This window comes from Ensifer sp. Root278, assembly GCF_001429285.1.
In the GTDB taxonomy this organism is placed as follows: domain Bacteria; phylum Pseudomonadota; class Alphaproteobacteria; order Rhizobiales; family Rhizobiaceae; genus Ensifer.
In genome coordinates this window covers 52,770-69,494 of the sequence record NZ_LMJJ01000011.1, presented here as the reverse complement: position 1 = coordinate 69,494, position 16,725 = coordinate 52,770, and the positions used below count along the sequence as shown (strand labels likewise).

Sequence of the window (16,725 nt, the reverse complement as noted above, 5' to 3'; positions counted from 1 at the left end):
GGCTTCCGATGAGTGAACTCAAGACCATCTCCATTCGTGGTGCGCGCGAGCACAATCTGAAAGGCATCGACCTCGATCTGCCGCGCAACAAGCTGATCGTGATGACCGGACTTTCCGGCTCCGGCAAGTCCTCGCTCGCCTTCGATACGATCTATGCCGAAGGGCAGCGCCGCTATGTCGAGAGCCTGTCTGCCTATGCGCGTCAGTTCCTCGAGATGATGCAGAAGCCGGATGTCGACCAGATCGACGGCCTGTCGCCGGCGATCTCGATCGAACAGAAGACGACCTCGCGTAACCCGCGCTCGACGGTCGGCACGGTCACCGAAATCTACGACTATATGCGCCTGCTCTTCGCGCGCGTCGGCGTGCCCTATTCGCCGGCGACGGGCCTTCCGATCGAAAGCCAGACGGTCAGCCAGATGGTCGACCGCGTGCTGGAATTCGGCGAAGGCACGCGCCTGTACATTCTTGCGCCGCTCGTTCGCGGCCGCAAGGGCGAATACAAGAAGGAACTCGCCGAGCTGATGAAGAAGGGCTTTCAGCGCGTCAAGGTCGACGGCACCTTCTACGAGATCGCCGAAGTACCGGCGCTCGACAAGAAATACAAGCACGACATCGATGTGGTGGTGGACCGTGTCGTCGTCCGGCCGGACCTTGCCTCGCGCCTCGCCGACAGCCTGGAGACCTGTCTGACGCTGGCCGATGGGCTTGCCGTGGCCGAGTTTGCCGACAAGCCGCTGCCGCCGGAAGAAACGGCCGCCGGCGGCTCGGCCAACAAGTCGCTCAACGAGACTCATGAGCGCGTGCTGTTTTCGGAAAAATTCGCCTGCCCGGTCTCCGGCTTCACGATCTCCGAGATCGAGCCGCGTCTGTTCTCCTTCAACAATCCCTTTGGCGCCTGCCCGACCTGTGATGGTCTCGGCAGCCAGCAGAAGATCGACGTGGCGTTGATCGTGCCCGAGGAGCACCGGACGCTGCGCGACGGCGCGATTGCGCCCTGGGCCAAGTCCTCCTCGCCTTACTACAACCAGACGCTCGAAGCGCTCGGCAAGGCCTTCGGTTTCAAGCTCGGCAATCGCTGGAACGAACTGTCCTCCGCAGCGCAGAATGCGATCCTGCACGGGACGGAAGAGAAGATCGTCTTCCACTACGAGGACGGCGCCCGTTCCTACAACACCACCAAGAATTTCGAGGGCATCGTGCCCAATCTGGAGCGTCGCTGGAAGGAGACCGACAGCGCCTGGGCGCGCGAGGAAATCGAGCGCTACATGTCGGCGGCGCCCTGCCCGGCCTGCGCCGGCTTCCGGCTGAAGCCTGAGGCGCTTGCGGTCAAGATCGACAAGCTGCACATCGGCCAGGTCACCGAGATGTCGATCCGCATCGCGCGCGACTGGTTCGAAGCGCTGCCGGCGCATCTTAACACCAAGCAGAATGAGATTGCGGTTCGCATCCTCAAGGAAATCCGCGACCGCCTGCGCTTCCTCAACGATGTCGGCCTCGAATATCTCAGCCTTTCGCGCAACTCCGGCACGCTCTCGGGCGGTGAAAGCCAGCGCATCCGGCTTGCGTCGCAGATCGGCTCGGGCCTCACGGGCGTGCTCTACGTGCTCGACGAGCCGTCGATTGGCCTGCACCAGCGCGACAACGCCCGCCTGCTCGAGACCCTTCGCCACCTGCGCGACATCGGCAACACCGTGATCGTCGTCGAACATGACGAGGATGCGATCCTGACGGCCGACTATGTCGTCGATATCGGTCCGGCCGCTGGCATCCATGGCGGTGAGGTCATTGCGCAAGGGGCGCCCGCCGACGTCATGGCCAATCCGAAGTCGCTGACCGGCAAGTATCTGTCCGGCGAGCTTGCGGTCGCGGTTCCGAGCGAGCGCCGCAAGCCCAAGAAGAAAAAGGAAATCACCGTCGTCGGCGCGCGCGCCAACAACCTGAAGAACGTCACCGCCTCGATCCCGCTCGGCGTCTTCACCGCCGTGACCGGCGTTTCCGGAGGCGGCAAGTCGACCTTCCTGATCGAAACGCTCTACAAGGCCGCCGCCCGCCGCATCATGGGGGCGCGTGAGAACCCGGCCGAGCATGACCGTATCGACGGCTTCGAGCATATCGACAAGGTGATCGACATCGACCAGTCGCCGATCGGCCGCACGCCGCGTTCGAACCCGGCGACCTATACCGGCGCCTTCACGCCGATCCGCGACTGGTTCGCCGGTCTGCCGGAGGCAAAGACGCGCGGCTACCAGCCGGGCCGCTTCTCCTTCAACGTCAAGGGCGGCCGCTGCGAGGCCTGCCAGGGCGACGGCGTCATCAAGATCGAGATGCACTTCCTGCCGGATGTCTACGTCACTTGCGACGTCTGCCACGGCAAGCGCTACAACCGCGAAACGCTCGATGTGCACTTCAAGGGCAAGTCGATCGCCGACGTGCTCGACATGACGGTCGAGGAAGGCGTCGAGTTCTTTGCCGCCGTCCCGGCCGTGCGCGACAAGCTGGTGACGCTCAACCAGGTCGGCCTCGGCTACATCAAGGTGGGTCAGCAGGCAAACACGCTCTCGGGCGGCGAAGCCCAGCGCGTTAAGCTCGCCAAGGAACTGTCGAAACGTTCGACAGGCCGTACGCTTTATATCCTCGACGAGCCGACGACCGGGCTGCATTTCCATGACGTAGCCAAGCTTCTTGAAGTTCTGCATGAGCTTGTCAACCAGGGCAATTCCGTCGTCGTCATCGAGCACAATCTCGAAGTCATCAAGACCGCCGACTGGGTCATCGACTTCGGTCCCGAGGGCGGCGATGGTGGCGGCGAGGTCATCGCCAAGGGCACACCTGAGGAGGTGGTCAAGGAGAAGCGTTCCTATACCGGCCAGTTCCTGAAGGAACTTCTCGATCGCCGGCCGATGAAAAAGGTCGAGGCGGCGGAGTGAACGCCTCGGCGCCTATCAGCGACCGGAAGAGGTGAGCGCGTTGTGATGCGGCCTGCGCGTTTGGAAGATCTGGCTGCGATGCAAAGCGTCACGGAGGCGGCCTACGAGCCCTATCGGGCGCTGCTTGGCGGGCCGCCGCTCCCGGTAACCGAAGACTACGCGCCCCGCATTCTTCGCAGCGAGATTTGGCTTCGGGAGCAGGATGACGTTGTCGCGGCCCTTGCCGTTTTCGAGCGGCACGCCGATCACCTGCTGATTTTCAGCATTGCAGTTGCGCCAGCCTGTCAGGGTCAGGGGCTGGGCATTGAACTGCTGAAATTCCTGGACAGCAAGGCGGTCGAGTGGGGCTTGCCGGAGGTGCGGCTCTACACCAATTCACGAATGGAGCGAAACATCGCGCTCTATCGCGCCTATGGATTTCAAGAAACGGGTCGCCGACCCAATCCCTATCGTCCAGGGTGGACACTCGTGGACATGACGAAATCGATCAAAGACTGAAAGCACGCGGTCAAGCGACGACCGTTGTTGAGGAGGATGGCATGGCAAAATCCGGAAAGATCCGCGTTGGCATCGGCGGCTGGACCTTCGAGCCCTGGGAGGGCACCTTCTATCCGAGCACGCTGGCAAAGAAGCGCCAGCTCGAATACGCCGGCAAGCAGCTTCGCGCGATCGAGGTGAACGGCACCTATTATTCGTCGCAGAAGCCCGAGACCTTCGCCAAGTGGGCCTCCGAAGTGCCCGAGGATTTCATCTTTTCGTTGAAGGCGAGCCGCTTCGTCACCAACCGCAAGGTTCTCTCGGAAGCCGGTGAATCCATGGAGCGATTCCTGACGCAGGGCTTGACCGAGCTTGGGCCTCATCTCGGACCGATCCTCTGGCAGTTCGCGCCGACGAAGAAGTTTGAACCTGACGACTTCGAGGGTTTTCTGAAACTTCTGCCGGCAAAACAGGATGGGCTGCCGCTCCGCCATGTGGTCGAGGTCCGCAATCCCACCTTCCAGGTTCTGGAGTTCGTGGCGCTGCTGGAGAAATACGGCGTTGCCGTGGTGCTCGCCGAACATGCGGATTATCCGATGATCGCCGATGTCACCGCCGACTTCGTCTATCTGCGTCTGCAGAAGGGCAGCGACGATATCGAGACCTGCTATGCGGCCGACAAGCTCGACCTCTGGGCCGAGCGCGCCAAGAGCTTTGCCAGTGGCGACGAACCGAGTGGGCTTGAGAAGAGCGCCCCGGACCGCAAGGCCAAGAAAGAGCCGCGCGATGTGTTTGCCTACTTCATCACCGAGGGCAAGGTGAATGCGCCGAATGGTGCCCGCGAGTTGCAGAAGCGCGTCGATTGAGTTCCAAGGCGGGATCAGTGCGTGCCGCTGATCCCGCTCACCCCTCACGAACCTGCCAGTCTTTGCACCTGCGCCAGTATCGTCGGCCGGGAGCGGGATGGTGTAGAGCACTATAGGTAGTGCCGATACTCCGTTCGCGACCCAAAAGGCGAGCGGCCTCAAGGCGTAAGGCGCGAATCACCACGGCCACCCCATATCGTTTTCCTAAGCGCAACCGAGGGTACCGTTGGGGATGGTTTTTATGCGGTTTTTTACCCGTCAATTTTTTGATCTGGCGCTGACCGTTGCGTTAGTCTCACAGGCAACCTCTGGAAGTGCCTGATTTTCATGGGGTTGGCCGATGTCCCCGTTTTCCACAGTCGGTCCACACAACATCTAGCGCTCAAACTTCCGTCACAAACCACCCCTTGACGCCCCCGGACGATTCACGGTTAATGGATTTCACGTTGCGACGGCGGCGGACCGGATTGTTTAGCGCCCGGTTCATCTCACCAAATCGTCGGTTCTGACAGGCGGCAGTCATGGATTTCACCATGCGGTCGCCGTGAGGATTTCTGTGCGATTTTTTGGGCCTGCTGGGGCAATATTTGGCTGGCATAAAGATGCTGTTAACACTATATTTAGTGCTTGCAGCCAGCCTATCTCACAAGATACAGGGTCACCCAGTTATGGGTTTCTCTCGAAGGACGGAAGCTGAGACTGGCTGCGGGATGACCCTCGCGGCCGGGCGGGGACAATTGCGCCTGTGGCGGGCGCTAGGCAACACGAAGGACCAGGGACAATGAAGATCGAACGTCGTTTCACCAAGGCCGGGCAATCCGCCTATGCGGAGATCGAATTCCGCAAGGCTACGAGTGAGATCAAGAACCCTGATGGTTCGATCGTCTTCCGCCTAGCCGATATCGACGTTCCGGCTCAGTTCAGCCAGGTCGCGGCCGACATTCTCGCCCAGAAGTATTTCCGCAAGGCCGGCGTTCCGGCCAAGATGAAGCGCGTCGAGGAGAACGACGTCCCCTCCTTCCTCTGGCGGTCGGTCCCTGACACGGATGCGCTGAAGGCTCTGCCCAAGGAAGAACACTACGGTTCCGAGACCGATGCCCGCCAGGTTTTCGATCGCCTGGCCGGCACCTGGGCCTATTGGGGCTGGAAGGGCGGCTACTTCGACACGGAAGAAGACGCCTCCGCCTTCCAGGACGAACTCGCCTACATGCTCGCCACCCAGCGCGTCGCGCCGAACTCGCCGCAATGGTTCAACACCGGCCTGCACTGGGCCTATGGCATCGATGGCCCCGGCCAGGGCCACTTCTATGTCGATCCCTTCACCGGCAAGCTGACCAAGTCGAAGTCGGCCTACGAGCATCCGCAGCCGCATGCCTGCTTTATCCAGTCGGTCGCTGACGATCTCGTCAACGAAGGCGGCATCATGGACCTCTGGGTGCGTGAAGCGCGCCTGTTCAAGTATGGCTCGGGCACCGGCTCCAACTTCTCGCATCTGCGCAGCGAAGGCGAAAAGCTCTCGGGCGGCGGCAAGTCCTCCGGCCTGATGTCGTTCCTGAAGATCGGCGACCGCGCCGCCGGCGCCATCAAGTCGGGTGGCACCACCCGCCGCGCCGCCAAGATGGTCGTTGTCGATATCGACCATCCGGATATCGAGGAATACATCAACTGGAAGGTCAAGGAAGAGCAGAAGGTCGCTGCGCTTGTCACCGGTTCCAAGGTCGTCGCCAAGCATCTGAAGGCGATCATGAAGGCCTGCGTCAACTGCGACGGCACCGACGACGCCTGCTACGACCCGAAGCAGAACCCGGCGCTGAAGCGCGAGATCCGCGCCGCCAAGCAGGCGCTGGTTCCGGAAAACTACGTCCAGCGCGTCATCCAGTTCGCCAAGCAGGGCTACAAGGACCTCGAATTCAAGACCTATGACACCGACTGGGATTCGGAAGCCTATCTCACGGTTTCCGGCCAGAACTCCAACAACTCGGTCTCGATCAAGGACGACTTCCTGCGCGCCGTCGAAGCCGATGGCGACTGGCAGCTGACCGCCCGCAAGGACGGCCGCGTGATGAAGACGCTGAAGGCCCGTGACCTCTGGGAGTCGATCTCCTACGCCGCCTGGGCGTCCGCCGATCCGGGCCTGCACTTCAACACGACGATGAACGACTGGCACACGAGCCCGGCCGCCGGCCCGATCCGCGCGTCGAACCCGTGCTCGGAGTACATGTTCCTCGACGACACCGCCTGCAACCTCGCCTCGCTGAACCTGATGATGTTCAAGGATGCGGCGACCAAGCGCATCAACATCGCCGACTACGAGCACGCCGTCCGCCTGTGGACCGTCGTCCTTGAAGTCTCGGTCATGATGGCGCAGTTCCCGTCCCGCGAGATTGCCGAACTCTCCTACGAATACCGCACGCTCGGCCTCGGTTATGCCAACATCGGCGGCCTGCTGATGTCCTCGGGCATTCCCTATGACAGCGCCGAAGGCCGCGCCATCGCCGGCGCGCTGACGGCGATCATGACTGGTGTTTCCTACGCCACCTCGGCCGAAATGGCCGAGAAGCTGGGTCCGTTCCCGGGCTTTGCCCCGAACCGCGACAACATGCTGCGCGTCATCCGCAACCATCGCCGCGCCGCCTATGGCGAGACGACCGGCTACGAGGCGCTCTCGGTCAACCCGGTCGCCCTCATCCATGGCGACAATCCGGACCAGGACCTCGTCATCCACGCCATGAGCGCCTGGGACAAGGCGCTGGAACTCGGCGAAAAGCACGGCTACCGCAACGCCCAGGCAACCGTCATCGCGCCGACCGGCACGATCGGCCTCGTCATGGACTGCGATACGACCGGCATCGAGCCCGACTTCGCGCTGGTGAAATTCAAGAAGCTCGCCGGCGGCGGCTACTTCAAGATCATCAACCGTGCCGTACCGGAAGCGCTGCGCTCGCTCGGTTATAGCGAAAGCCAGATCGCCGAGATCGAGGCTTACGCCGTCGGCCATGGCAACCTGAACCAGGCGCCGGCAATCAACCCGTCAACGCTGAAGGCCAAGGGCTTCACCGACGAGAAGGTCGAAGCGGTCAACGCCGCGTTGAAGAGTGCCTTCGACATCAAGTTCGTCTTCAACCAGTGGACGCTGGGCGCCGACTTCCTCAAGGGCACGCTGAAGGTCACCGACGAGCAGCTCGGCGCGATGGACTTCAACCTCCTCGACCATATGGGCTTCTCGAAGAAGGACATCGAAGCAGCCAACATCCACGTTTGCGGCGCGATGACGCTTGAAGGCGCGCCGTTCCTGAAGAACGAGCACCTGCCGGTCTTCGATTGCGCTAACCCCTGCGGCAAGATCGGCAAGCGCTACCTCTCGGTCGAAAGCCACATCCGCATGATGGCGGCTGCCCAGCCGTTCATCTCGGGCGCCATCTCCAAGACGATCAACATGCCGAACGAGGCGACCGTCGAGGACTGCAAGAACGCCTACATGCTTTCCTGGAAGCTGGCGCTGAAGGCGAACGCCCTTTACCGCGATGGTTCCAAGCTGTCGCAGCCGCTGAACGCCTCGCTGATCGAGGACGACAAGGACGAGGATGCGCTGGAGGATCTGATCCAGGCGCCGGCCGCCGCCCAGGCCGTGACCATCACCGAAAAGATCGTCGAGCGCGTCATCGAAAAGGTGATCCGCGCCCGCGAAAAGCTGCCGAACCGCCGCCAGGGCTACACCCAGAAGGCCGTTGTCGGTGGTCACAAGGTGTATCTGCGCACCGGCGAATTCGGTGATGGCCGCCTCGGCGAGATCTTCATCGACATGCACAAGGAAGGCGCTGCCTTCCGTGCGATGATGAACAACTTCGCCATCGCCGTCTCGCTCGGCCTGCAATATGGCGTGCCGCTCGAAGAATATGTGGAGGCCTTCACCTTCACCAAGTTCGAGCCGGCCGGCATGGTCCAGGGCAACGATGCGATCAAGAACGCGACGTCGATCCTCGACTACGTCTTCCGCGAACTCGCCGTCTCCTATCTCGGCCGCCACGACCTCGCCCATGTCGACACGTCCGATTTCAGCAACACGGCGCTCGGCAAGGGGATCCAGGAAGGCAAGACCAACCTGATTTCGACAGGCTGGACGCGTGGCTACAAGCCGACCATCGTCGGTGGCACGGCCGAACGCGCCGGCGAGCCGAAGGGCTCGGCAACGGCTGCTCCTGCCCGCGCCTCTTCTGGCGCAACCGTAACGGCGATCGCCGGCAACACGGTGCGCAAGATCGAGACGACAACCGCCATCGCGACCTCCGAAATCGTCGCCTTCAAGCGCGATTACGAAGAACGTGCGGCGGAATTGGCCGAAGAGATTGCCGAGGAAACGGCTGAGACGGTTACGGAAGTGACGGCTCTCTTCTCCGACAAGGCAGCCGCCGAAGCGGCATCGGCCAAGACGGACGCCAAAAAGGTGGAGGCCGAGCGCCGCGCCCGCTCGATCATGCAGGGCTACACCGGCAACATGTGCACCGAGTGCCAGAACTTCACGATGGTGCGCAACGGCACCTGCGAGAAGTGCGACACCTGCGGTGCGACGAGCGGCTGCAGCTAACCTGCTCCACCGAGATGGTGGTGGTTGTGGTGACGTATCAATCAGTCACGCGGTTTTCATGGAACGCGTGACTGTCCCCCGACCAGAATTTTGCCCAGGGGCGTTTGAGCCGTGCCCCTGGGTTTTTTCGTGGATGGGACGTGACTCGGTCAGTCAGCGCGTCCTGTCGTGCTTGTGTGCAAAGCTGACGCCGCTGTTGCCGCTCCCAGGGCAGATACCGCTCTGCTGTCCTGCAGCACGATGCGCGATCATCCATATCGTCGGCTGCCGTTCACATCCTTGCCGATGATCTCCCGGATGATGGTCAGGGTCTCCCTCGCCGCCTCTTTAGGTGCAAGCGCGGTATCGGCGACGTTGCTGACCAGTTTCGTCATGTCGTGATCGATGTCCTTCTCAGCCCAACGCTTGCCTTTGGCGACGGTGATATAGACCGAGTAGGCGTGGTGCATGGTTCCGGGCCGCTCGCCGATGATGTGGAGAATTCCGCGGAAACTGTTGGGGTCGGCATCCTTAAAGAGCATCTCGCCGATCCTGTAGCCGGCCCGCACCCTGCCGCTGGTCACCAGGATGTTCTTGTCGCTCACCGTGACACCGGCGTCTCCAAGCAACCTTCGCATCTCTTCGAGGTAAGGCGCTAGATGCCCGTCATCCATGATGGCCTTGGCATTGAGACCGTCCGATATGACGATCTGACCTTTGGGCATGTCGGCCTTCCACGAAGCCCTTACCCGCTCAATCTCCTTGATGGAATCCGGGCTCAGCGTTTCACCGGTGGTCGGGTGCGCAATGTAGTCGTTTCGGTCCTTGGACAGGGTGCGAACCGGGACGACGCCGGGCACGGCAGCGATAAACTCCGGCGTAAGTTCGGCCCAAAGAGATTGTTTGGCGTCGTCATATAGACCCCTTACTTTCGTCGCGAGCGCAGGGTTGAGATCCCAGATCTTCTCTCCGTGGCCCGTCGCCAGGTCGACGCCTCTCGCTTCGACCTCCATCATCATCTGCCTGCCTTCGGCGTAGACAGTTTCCTTTGGCCGCTTGTCACCCTTGGCGAGGCGGTACTGATAGTAGACCCAGAGGGGATCCCCGTAGTTTGACGTGTAGCTGTTGTCGTTGCCGACGATCCCGATGCGTTTGTAGAAATCCCACATCGCATCGTTGACCTTGAAGCCAAATTTCTCCCGTACGCGCACGTGATCCTGAAACGCGGTCGTGAGATAGCTCAACATCGGGTCATTTTTGGTGGGCAGAGCAATTAGGTAGGCCGGATTGGCCGGCATGATCTGGTCCTGGCACCAATCCAGATCGTCCAGGCTGACAGTCATATGCAGGGTGGTGCAGATATCGAGGCCGATGGTCAGCCCATGGAGCTTGCCCATGACCATGTCTTCGAGGCAGCACCGTACGAGTTGTTCGCGACTCTTGAAGACCTCCGGCCCGATGAAGCCGGCAACATCGTTGACATGGAGCCATGCGCCCTTGGGCTGCACCTTCGCAAGCTCCATGCTGACCGCTCTGCTGAAGCCATACTTTCGAGACTCAAGCACCATCATGTCGACGCCGTTTGCCACGCCGTTGGTGAATTCCGAGCCCTGCCCGGTCTCGAAGTAGAGGCCATATCTTTCCCCTGCCTTCGCGCTTGCATATTTCAGGATCTTCTCATTGGTGATGTCGAAGATCTTGTTGCAATCATCCGTTCCTGCGAGGCTCTGGAACACCGTGGAAACCGTTCCGGGGAAGCTCTCGCTCACCTCGGCCTGAACGTCGATGTGGGCGAGCACGCACCAGGGAATGACGTCAACAAGCTTGAAGGTATCGACGATATCCTTGAGGGCACGTTCCACCGTGACGACGCTGTTGACGGTACTGTCCACCGGGTTGGTGCCGATGACGATGTCGCCAGTCGCATAGGAGAATGCGTCGAAGACCTGCCACATGATGTCGTCGGGGTGGTCGGTTGGCGAATTCGGCTGAATACGCGCGCCCATATACCCCTTGGCCCCCAACTTGGTGCCGGGCATGACGTTGAAGATCTTTTGGCTGACGGAGATAAGCTCTTCGTTGCTCATCAGTTTCGGCACGCAACCGATCGTATCGCTGGTCAGCCCATTCATGATGCCTTTGATCTCTTCTTCCGATGCAGTCAGGAGAAACTCCTTCAGCTGGCCCATGGTCCAGTCTTTGACCTTTTCGTGCTGGGCCTGGTCCGTTGTCTGCCAGATCAGCCTTTGCAGATCGTCCTCAAGCAGCGGGCGCTGGTGAAGGTCTCCGATCTTCGTGCTTGCCAGAAGGGTCCGGGCGTTCGTTCGCGATGTGTCATTTTCCGCCACCACCCCGATCGTCTGATCTCCTTCCTTGAACGCGTTCGCACACCCCAGCACCTGCCGATAGGTCGTCTCGTCAAAACCGCCCTTGATCCTGCTGATATAGGCAAAGACGTCCTCGCCCTGCTTCACCTCATCGATCACAAGGGTGCCTCCGCCCGGTGCTGCCCGGGCAGCCTGGCTGTATGTGGCGAGCGTGGCCGCCGCAGTCCCTGCCACCAGCAGGAGATCTCGTCTGGACAGACCGTGCTGATCCGAGAACATGCCCTTGCTCATTGCCATTTCCTTTCTGCAAAAGGTCTCCGGGCATTTCGCCAAACGGCCCTTGAGGACGGCGATTTGAGGAGGCGCGCAGTTTGGGTGCGCAATACATTCTCCACTCCGGGCATGGGCCCGCTATTCCCATCGATCGATGCGGCACCGTTCCTTTGGCGGAAACGAAGCGGGGCCTCTCGACCGGACGGGCACGGCTGGGCCAGCTACTGCAGGCTCATGACGATGCGCCCGTCGATCTTGCCGGCCTCCATCCGGTGGAAGATCTCATTGATGTTCTCGAGGCTGTCCCATGAGAAATGCGGCGCGACCTTGCCTTCAGCGGCAAACTGCAGCGATTCCTCCAGATCCTGGCGGGTGCCGACGATCGATCCGCGCAGCGTTATGCGCTTGAGCACCGTTTCAAATACCGGCACGGAGATCATCCCAGGGGGAAGGCCGACGAGCGCCATCGTGCCCCGTGATCGCAGGAATCCGAACGCCTGTTCCATTGCAGCAGGTGAAACCGCAGTTACGAGCGCCCCATGCACGCCGCCGGTCGCCTTGATTACCTGCTCTACGGCATCCTTCGCCTTGCCGTTGACTGTAATGTCGGCGCCTAGCTGCTTTGCAAGTGCCAGCTTGTCGTCGAAGATGTCCGCGGCGACGACATGCATGCCCATCGCCTTTGCGTACTGCACAGCCATGTGGCCAAGGCCACCGATGCCGGAGACGGCGACCCATTCGCCGGGGCGGACTTCCGTTTCCTTCAATCCCTTGTAAACGGTCACTCCGGCGCAAAGAACCGGCGCAGCAGGGCCGAACTCCAGCCCGGTGGGCAGGCTGCCGACGAAGTCGGGATCCGCCAGTCCATACTCGGCAAATGTTCCGTCGACGGAATATCCGGTGTTCGACTGTGATGCGCACAGTGTTTCCCAACCGGTGCGGCAATGCGGGCAGTAACCACATGCGCTGTGAAGCCAGGGAACGCCGACCCTGTCCCCCTCTTTCACTCTTTTGACACCGGCACCCACTGCCGAAACATAGCCGACGCCCTCGTGTCCCGGAATAAACGGCGGGCTAGGCTTTACCGGCCAGTCTCCATTTGCTGCATGGAGGTCGGTGTGGCAGACGCCCGTTGCTTCATATTTGACGAGGATCTGCCCAGGTTGCGGCGTCGGCACCGCCACCTCCTCGATCACAAGGGGCGTGCGGAACTGCCGAACGACGGCGGCCTTCATCGTCTGGGCCATTGCTAATCCTCCTCCAAATCGCCGGGCCTACGGAGAGGCCCATTAAGGGAAGTGCGGAGCCGGCAGGCGCCCATGTCGGATACAGAAGAATTCCACATTCATCCGGGCGCCATGGACGTTCGCGGCCGAGGTTCGGGCGGTGCTTTCGTTACGCATCAGCGTAAACCCGCGAGCATAGTTCGACAATGGCTCCCCGCGCTTGGGGGCGTGACCTACTGTAACATACAGCGGCGCGCGTCGATGAGGGCCCCGAGCGGAAATGGCGCGTCTGCCCGCTACTTTCGAAGAAACGGTTTTGAAACGGATCGCCCGACGAACCGATCGAGCGCGTCGCTTCGCGCAATGATGTCCAACCAGGCGCGTCGTCTCAAGTGTATTGACATGCTCGGCGCGTGTCGTGTTGACTGGATGTAATGGGGCCGTAGCTCAGTTGGGAGAGCGCCGCAATCGCACTGCGGAGGTCGAGGGTTCGACTCCCTTCGGCTCCACCAGAACACAACCGCGCGCGTCGAGAGCTAGTTAAATCCAATCGGGCTGTGCACGAGTGTTTGCGCTCGACTAGAAGCTGCAGCATGGGTTCTGCCAGCGCCAGCGCCCAACTCGAACATCTCCCCCACGAACAGGTTGTCGAACCGCCGCGATAGGTTTACCTTACGCCCGCTAATGACGGTACCAAGGTCCTTTTCGGAGTTGGATCGACATGCGCGTCAAAGATGTGATGACGACAAAGATCGTCGGGCTTTCGCCTGACAACAGCGTCAGACAGGCAGCCCGGATCATGTTCGACAGCCACGTCAGCGGCCTTCCGGTCGTTGACGATGAAGGCCGTCTCATTGGGCTGATCAGCGAGGGCGACTTGATCCGGCGGACGGAACTCGGTGGCGGCGGACCGCTGGCGGACGTGACGCTTGCGGCCGATGACAGGGCCCACGCCTATATACGCCGATCCTCCTGGAGGGTGGGCGACGCCATGACAGCCGATCCCGTTACCATCGACGAGGATGCGCCGCTCGCGCGGGTGGCGGCGCTGATGCAGGAACGTGGCATCAAGCGCCTTCCCGTTCTCAGGAACGGCGTGCTGGTCGGTATCGTCAGCCGCGCCGATCTGTTGCAGGCGGTGTTGTCAGCAAAGCAGGACGAGACGGCCGCGGGTGATGAAGCGATCCGGCGCAGCATTCTTGTGCGCCTCGGCGAGAACACCGGCCTCGAAGGTCTGGATGTGAAGGTCGCCGTGACCGATGGCATCGTTCATCTCTGGGGCAACGTGGAGACGGCCGAGTGCCGGAGGGCCGCACGGATCGTTGCCGAAAATGTCCGCGGCGTTCGGGGCGTGGTCGAGCATTTCTCGGAACCATATCCGCAATAGCGCCCCTTTTAATTGTGCCGCGACACGCAGGTGTTCGCGACACCGAGTTGGCAAGACGATCCCAGCCGCTGTCGTCCGAAGACAGGTGTTCCATCATTCTGCCCGTCGCCGGCAAACAGCAACGACCGTAGCGAATTCAAGAGACTGCAGTGGCTTGCACGACTGCAAGTCGGAGAAATCCAGGCAATGTCCTAATGATCGGGAGGTTCAGATGGTTTCGCCTGAAACGGTATCGATGAAAGAGACGGCATCCGGGAGCTCGCATTCAACAACGCCATTATCGGCAGACGAACTCCGACTGATGGACGCCTATTGGCGCGCGTCGAACTACCTTTCTGTCGGCCAGATCTATCTGCTCGACAATCCGCTCCTGCGCGAGCCGCTGAAACGCGAACACATCAAGCCGCGCCTGCTCGGCCACTGGGGCACCTCGCCCGGCCTCAACATGCTCTATGTGCATCTCAACCGCGTGATCAAGCGCGACGATCTCAACATGATCTATATCATCGGGCCGGGGCACGGCGGGCCGTCGCTAGTGGCGCATGCCTATCTCGAAGGGACCTACACCGAGTTCTATCCGAACATCGGTGAAGATGCCGAGGGTATGCAGCGGCTCTTCAAGCAGTTCAGTTTTCCAGGCGGCATCCCGAGCCACGTGGCGCCGGAAACGCCCGGCAGCATCCATGAGGGCGGCGAACTCGGTTATGCGTTGAGCCACGCCTATGGCGCCGCCTTCGATAACCCGGACCTTGTCGTCGCCTGCATCGTCGGCGATGGCGAGGCCGAGACCGGGCCGCTTGCGACCGGCTGGCAGAGCAACAAGTTCCTGAACCCTGCCCGCGACGGCTGCGTGCTGCCGATCCTGCATCTGAACGGCTACAAGATCGCCAATCCGTGCTTCCTCGCCCGCATTCCGCGCGACGAGCTGCAGAAGTTCTTCGAGGGCATGGGCTACAAGCCCTACTTCGTCGAAGGGCATGATCCGGCAAACGTGCATCAGCAACTCGCCGCTGTGCTCGATACGGCGATGGCCGAGATCCGGCAGATCTGGGACGATGCCCGCGTGAGGGGCAATCTGAAGCGGCCGGCATGGCCGATGATCGTCTTCCGCACGCCGAAGGGCTGGACCTGCCCCCCGGAGATCGATGGCAAGAAATGCGAGGGCTACTGGCGGGCGCATCAGGTGCCGATGGGCGAGATGGACAAGCCCGAGCACATCCGCATCCTCGAGCAATGGATGAAGAGCTATCGCCCCGAGGAGCTTTTCAGCGATCAAGGCCGGCTGAAGCCGGAGATCGCAGCACTTGCGCCAAGGGGACATCGCCGCATGAGCGACAATCCGCACGCCAATGGCGGCCTGTTGCTGCGCGATCTGAAGATGCCGGCCTTCCGCGACTATGCCGTCGAGGTTCCCCGTCCCGGCGGGACCAATGTGGAAGCGGCCCGCGTCATGGGCAAGTTCCTGCGCGACGTGATGAAATCCAACATGGACGCCAAGAACTTCCGCCTGTTCAGTCCGGATGAAAACAACTCGAACCGCTGGCAGGACGTGCTGGAGGTCACCAATCGCTGCTACATGGCCGAAATCTATCCGGAGGACGACCACCTCTCACCGGATGGCCGCATCATGGAGGTGCTGAGCGAACACCAGTGCCAGGGCTGGCTCGAAGGCTATCTGCTGACCGGCCGCCACGGCTTCTTCTCCTGCTACGAAGCCTTCATCCACATCATCGATTCAATGTTCAACCAGCATGCCAAGTGGCTGAAAGTCTGCAACGAGATCCCCTGGCGCCGGCCGGTGGGGTCGCTAAACTACTTCCTGAGTTCCCATGTCTGGCGGCAGGACCACAACGGCTTCAGCCATCAGGATCCCGGCTTCATCGATCACGTCGTCAACAAGAAGGCCGACGTCATCCGCGTCTACCTGCCACCGGACGCCAACACGCTGCTGTCCGTCACCGACCATTGCCTGCGCAGCCGCAACTACATCAACGTCGTCGTGGCGGGAAAGCAACCCGGGCCGCAATGGCTGACGATGGAACAGGCCGTGCGCCATTGCAGCATGGGCGTCAGCATCTGGGATTGGGCGAGCAACGATGCCGACAGCGAACCGGATGTCGTCATGGCCTGCTGCGGCGACACTCCGACGCTCGAAACGCTGGCCGCGGTGCAATTGTTGCGCGAGCATCTTCCGGAAGTGAAAGTGCGGGTCGTCAATGTCGTCAACCTGATGAAACTGCAACCGGCGGAAGAACATCCCCACGGCCTCACGGACCGTGATTTCGATGGTATCTTCACCAGGGACAAGCCGATCATCTTCGCCTTCCACGGCTATCCGTGGCTGATCCATCGCCTCACCTACCGCCGCACCAACCACGGCAACCTGCACGTTCGTGGCTACAAGGAGGAAGGCACGACGACGACGCCGTTCGACATGGTGGTGCTCAACGAGCTCGATCGTTTCCATCTCGCCGGCGATGTCATCGACCGCCTGCCCCAACTCGGGGCGCGCGCCGCCTATTTCAAGCAGGCAATTCAAGCCAAGCTGATCGAGCATCGGGAATATATCGAGAAGCATGGCGACGACATGCCGTCGATCAGCGGTTGGAAATGGGGCGTTCAGGGTGCGCAACAGGCGAAGCCGAGGACGTCGACCGAGGGTGACAACGTGTAGC

8 protein-coding genes and 1 tRNA gene are annotated in these 16,725 nt (G+C 61.2%); 7 read left to right on the top strand and 2 right to left on the bottom strand.

The window, feature by feature from the left end; translation table 11 throughout:
- Positions 1-8 precede the first annotated feature (8 nt).
- The 4 genes from uvrA to ASE60_RS11245 all read left to right on the top strand — a co-directional run bounded on the left by uvrA (position 9) and on the right by ASE60_RS11245 (position 8,858).
- Positions 9-2,930 (top strand): excinuclease ABC subunit UvrA, encoded by a 2,922-nt coding sequence (uvrA, locus tag ASE60_RS11260; protein WP_057250264.1) that lies wholly within the window; start codon positions 9-11, stop codon positions 2,928-2,930.
- Positions 2,931-2,975: 45 nt separating this feature from the next.
- Entirely contained in the window at positions 2,976-3,428 is a 453-nt protein-coding gene (locus tag ASE60_RS11255) for a GNAT family N-acetyltransferase (protein WP_057250263.1), read from the top strand.
- A 41-nt stretch (positions 3,429-3,469) separates the two neighbouring features.
- On the top strand, positions 3,470-4,273 hold the full coding sequence (locus ASE60_RS11250; RefSeq protein ID WP_057250261.1) for a DUF72 domain-containing protein: 804 nt from the start codon (positions 3,470-3,472) through the stop codon (positions 4,271-4,273).
- A 781-nt stretch (positions 4,274-5,054) separates the two neighbouring features.
- A complete protein-coding gene (locus ASE60_RS11245) occupies positions 5,055-8,858 on the top strand; it encodes a vitamin B12-dependent ribonucleotide reductase (protein WP_057250259.1) in 3,804 nt (1,267 codons plus the stop codon).
- Positions 8,859-9,106: 248 nt separating this feature from the next.
- Here the strand turns inward: ASE60_RS11245 and ASE60_RS11240 are convergent, their stop codons facing one another.
- Together ASE60_RS11240 and adhP are read right to left on the bottom strand one after the other, a co-directional pair.
- Positions 9,107-11,455, bottom strand: coding sequence for an ethanolamine ammonia-lyase (locus tag ASE60_RS11240; RefSeq protein WP_057250258.1), 2,349 nt, complete (start codon positions 11,453-11,455; stop codon positions 9,107-9,109).
- 203 nt (positions 11,456-11,658) lie between these two features.
- On the bottom strand, positions 11,659-12,684 hold the full coding sequence (gene adhP / locus ASE60_RS11235) for an alcohol dehydrogenase AdhP (RefSeq protein WP_057250256.1): 1,026 nt from the start codon (positions 12,682-12,684) through the stop codon (positions 11,659-11,661).
- A gap of 415 nt (positions 12,685-13,099) precedes the next feature.
- Here adhP and ASE60_RS11230 point away from each other — a divergent pair.
- From ASE60_RS11230 to ASE60_RS11220, 3 genes are all read left to right on the top strand, one after another.
- Positions 13,100-13,175 (top strand) — tRNA-Ala (locus ASE60_RS11230).
- A gap of 209 nt (positions 13,176-13,384) precedes the next feature.
- On the top strand, positions 13,385-14,050 hold the full coding sequence (locus ASE60_RS11225) for a CBS domain-containing protein (RefSeq protein ID WP_057250254.1): 666 nt from the start codon (positions 13,385-13,387) through the stop codon (positions 14,048-14,050).
- Between the two features lie 211 nt (positions 14,051-14,261).
- Positions 14,262-16,724, top strand: a complete 2,463-nt coding sequence (locus tag ASE60_RS11220; RefSeq protein WP_082615814.1) for a phosphoketolase family protein — start codon at positions 14,262-14,264, stop codon at positions 16,722-16,724.
- Position 16,725 lies beyond the last annotated feature (1 nt).

Bases quoted from the DNA above. Each gene is read 5' to 3' on its own strand.
- adhP (WP_057250256.1), bottom strand. From the start codon at position 12,684: ATGGCCCAGACGATGAAGGCCGCCGTCGTTCGGCAGTTCCGCACGCCC.
- ASE60_RS11245 (WP_057250259.1), top strand. From the start codon at position 5,055: ATGAAGATCGAACGTCGTTTCACCAAGGCCGGGCAATCCGCCTATGCG.
- ASE60_RS11240 (WP_057250258.1), bottom strand. From the start codon at position 11,455: ATGAGCAAGGGCATGTTCTCGGATCAGCACGGTCTGTCCAGACGAGAT.
- ASE60_RS11225 (WP_057250254.1), top strand. From the start codon at position 13,385: ATGCGCGTCAAAGATGTGATGACGACAAAGATCGTCGGGCTTTCGCCT.
- ASE60_RS11220 (WP_082615814.1), top strand. From the start codon at position 14,262: ATGGTTTCGCCTGAAACGGTATCGATGAAAGAGACGGCATCCGGGAGC.
- ASE60_RS11255 (WP_057250263.1), top strand. From the start codon at position 2,976: ATGCGGCCTGCGCGTTTGGAAGATCTGGCTGCGATGCAAAGCGTCACG.
- ASE60_RS11250 (WP_057250261.1), top strand. From the start codon at position 3,470: ATGGCAAAATCCGGAAAGATCCGCGTTGGCATCGGCGGCTGGACCTTC.
- uvrA (WP_057250264.1), top strand. From the start codon at position 9: ATGAGTGAACTCAAGACCATCTCCATTCGTGGTGCGCGCGAGCACAAT.